This window comes from Streptomyces sp. NPDC033229 (assembly GCF_055576875.1).
Genome location: NZ_JBVIQR010000157.1, coordinates 1 through 3,079, shown reverse-complemented (window position 1 = coordinate 3,079; position 3,079 = coordinate 1). Strand labels below are relative to the sequence as shown.

Annotated in this window: 3 protein-coding genes and 1 pseudogene; 2 read left to right on the top strand and 2 right to left on the bottom strand. The window is 70.2% G+C overall.

The genetic code is table 11. The annotated features are described in order from the left end of the window. Positions 1–485 (bottom strand): annotated as a pseudogene (locus ACZ53N_RS36935) (transposase); the annotation flags it as partial. Between the two features lie 181 nt (positions 486–666). Next, on the bottom strand, positions 667–1,086 hold the full coding sequence (locus ACZ53N_RS36930) for a transposase (RefSeq protein ID WP_469145082.1): 420 nt from the start codon (positions 1,084–1,086) through the stop codon (positions 667–669). Positions 1,087–1,668: 582 nt separating this feature from the next. Here ACZ53N_RS36930 and ACZ53N_RS36925 point away from each other — a divergent pair. Together ACZ53N_RS36925 and ACZ53N_RS36920 are read left to right on the top strand one after the other, a co-directional pair. Beyond that, a complete protein-coding gene (locus tag ACZ53N_RS36925) occupies positions 1,669–1,950 on the top strand; it encodes a helix-turn-helix domain-containing protein (RefSeq protein ID WP_469145081.1) in 282 nt (93 codons plus the stop codon). After that, a partial coding sequence (locus tag ACZ53N_RS36920) for a helix-turn-helix domain-containing protein (protein ID WP_469145080.1) occupies positions 1,947–3,079 on the top strand: 1,133 nt, incomplete at its 3' end. The genes ACZ53N_RS36925 and ACZ53N_RS36920, both read left to right, overlap by 4 nt.

The window sequence follows — 3,079 nt, the reverse complement described above, 5'->3', positions numbered from 1 at the left end:
GCCCCAGCCGGACCGCGTCCAGGACCTGCGTCCACGAGGTGCGGTCCGGGGTGAGCGCAGCGACGAACGAGTACGGCCAGCCCGGCACCACGTGGTCCGATGAGCGGCCGTTGCGGCCGTGGACCAGGCAGAACAGCCGATCCGGCGAGCAGGCGGCGTCCGACCGCAGCCACGGTGACGTCCACCGTGAGCACGATCCGCCCGTCGAACCGCGGAAGCGGCAGGGAAACCAGCAGGTCACGTAAGGCATTCGTGTCGAGTCGGCCATGGTTCAGTGCGCCGTACAGCGAGCCGTAGCCGCGCTGATGCTCGGCCAGCAGTGACAACTCCACCGGCGTTCGCGTCGGCCCGTCCGCACACAGCAACGCGTCGGTCAGCTGGAAGAACGCATCGGCCCGCGCGGACAAGCACCCGTAGAAGGCCGTCCGAAAGCGTGACAGCTCCGCGAACGCATCCCGTCCACCAAGCTGCGGCAGCACACTCATCCCACGGCCTTCCTTGTGAACTCCGGCACCTCGTCGCAGAGTTCAGGATCACGAGGAAGGCCGACCCCATACCCTGCAATCACTCCAAAGAGTGACCATCTGACCGGGCCCGAGGTTAAGGAACAAGATATAGGGACAGTTTCTGAACTTGACTCTGTCGGGGATCTTGGAGTCACCGGGGTCAGCTGCCCAGGGTTCGCCAGGACTTCAGCCGGGGGAGCTCACGCTGGTCGAGGTAGTCCTGGAAGGCAGTCGGCCGGCGGGGTGTCGGGGGCTCCTCGGCCGGTGACAGTCCGCTGAGGCGCTCGATGTTCACGGCGATGGCTGTCAGGACGTGGTGGAGGTGGGCCTTGCCCTGTCCTCGGTAGCGGCAGCGGCGCATGCCGTGTCCGTGGGCGAACTCGTTGACCGTGCTCTCCACTCCGGAACGGACCGCATAGCGGACCTTCCACTCGGGCGTCTGTTGTTCCGTGCGGACGCGAAGTTGCAGGTCGCGGAGCTCTCGCGGGGGAAAACCCACGGTGCGGACATTGTCGGCGGTGCTGGTGCACTGGGTGCGAGCCGGGCAGGGGCGGCACTGGCTCTTGGTGAACCGGGCCACGATCAGCGGGGCCGCGGTGGGCGAGGAGGTCGGGTAGGGGCCGTGCCAGCCCGCGCTGACCTACGCATGTTCCGGCAGCGCCCTGGTGGAGGCGGTATGCCGTCGGCTCGGGGGCATCGAGCCCCCTTTCGGCCTCGCGGTGGACATAGGCTCGTAACTCCTCCAGGGGGTTGTGCCCGCCTCATGCACGTGTCCGGTCCCGGCCATGCCGGCTGCGGCTTCGGACAGCTGTCACCTCGTCCCGGCACTTCCGGTGCGGGACTGGCCGGGAGAAGACCGTGAACCCGGTCATGCTCTGGGTGGGGCGGCGACATCCTGCTGTGTTTTCTCGGGTTCTCCCGGCTGCTGGGGGCTGGGGGGCGTGCCGGGTGCCGATCCCGGGCGAGGCGGGATGCGCGTCGGGCAGCCCGCCGGCCTGTACGTGGGCGGTACCCGGACCGCTGACCGCCGGGCCTGGGCGGGATGACGGGCGCTGACAGGGCCTTGTGTCTCCCAGGTCCGGGAGCCAGGCGCTTAGCGCATTCTTGAGTTCCAATAACCGAATTTGATGCATAATCTGCATCGTATGAGTACGATGAGGGCATGGTTTTGGGTCTGGAGGAGTCGCTGCGGCTGACGGTGGCCGCGTTGATGCAGGCGACAGGTGACTCACAGCGGACGATCGCTGCGGTGCTCGGGCTGACGCAGACGCAGGTCTCGCGTCGGCAGTCCGGGGCCACCTCGTGGACTCTGCGCGACGTCGATGTCCTGGCCGGGCACTACGACGTCGCTGCGCTGGATCTGCTGGCGGGTCCGACCCGGGCATGCGAGGCACTGCCCGCCACCCGCCGCCGTGGCAACAACGCCGGGGGAGCGGGCCGGTGAGTGACTTCGACGCGATCGACTCGCTACTCGCCGCTGTCGGCCCGGAGGCCGCACTCCCGTCACCGGAGCGGCGCCGGGAGTTGAGGGAGCGGGCCCGGCTGTCCAAGGCCCAGGTGGCTAGGGCGCTGGGGGCCAGCCCGTCCACGGTCACAGGGTGGGAGAGCGGCAGCAGGGACCCGTCCGGCGAGCTGCGCGCCAAGTACGCGTACCTCCTCGACGGCCTGGCCGCGAAGCTCGCAGCCGAGACCGAACCGGAGACCGCACCCGCTTGCGGAGCAGAGGCGGCTTCCGCTTCCCGACCCGCTGCTGCTCCGTCAGCCGTCGCTCCCGTCGCTGACGACCCCTCCCCAGAGCCTGCCGAGCCGGCCCCTTCGGGACCGGCCGGGCCTGCGGAGGGCGGTGACGGGGATGAGGTGGAAACCCTGGCCGTGCCGGAGCCGTGCGTCCTTTGCGGCCAGCCGGCCAGGCACCGGGTGGAGGGGTTCGCTCAGCACCTTCACCCGGCCGACTGCCACGCTCCGGCCCCTGCAGCCCCTACAGCCGGGCCGACGGCGACGCCTGTGCAGCTCCGGGCCGCTGAGGCCGGGCAGCCGCCGGCGGGCCCGGCACGAACGCCGCGCCCGTCCCGTCCTTCCAAGGGGCCGGCCCGGCGTGCGTTCCAGGAACCGTCCGGACCGGTCGATCTGATCGCCCAGGCGGTGCAGGCTGCGCTCGCCGAGCACCAGGACGATGTGGAGACAGCCACCGCGGCACTGCTGAAGCGGGCGATCCCGGACGCGATGCAGCTGCTGGACGAGACCCGCAAGGGCGCCCGCTACGACGTGATCGCCCACCCCTGGATCCCCGACATCCTCAAGAAGCAGACCTCCCGCGGCGCCGACCAGATCTGGGAAGCCCGCCCCAGATGGACCCGGCACGAACTCCCTCCCGGCCGGCATGAGGTGACCGCGCTCGACATCAACGGCGCCTACCTGTCCGCCCTCAAGACCCACCTCCCCCTCGGCCGGCTCGAGCACTCCACCGGCCTCCCCCATGACCGCCGCCGCGCCGGGGTCCACCTGATCACCCCGCCCGTGTGGGAGCACGAGGCGGTCCTGCCGAACCCGATCGGCAACCGTGACGAGCCCGG

Coding starts and splice junctions, on each gene's coding strand:
- ACZ53N_RS36925 (WP_469145081.1), top strand. CDS start 1,669: ATGGTTTTGGGTCTGGAGGAGTCGCTGCGGCTGACGGTGGCCGCGTTG.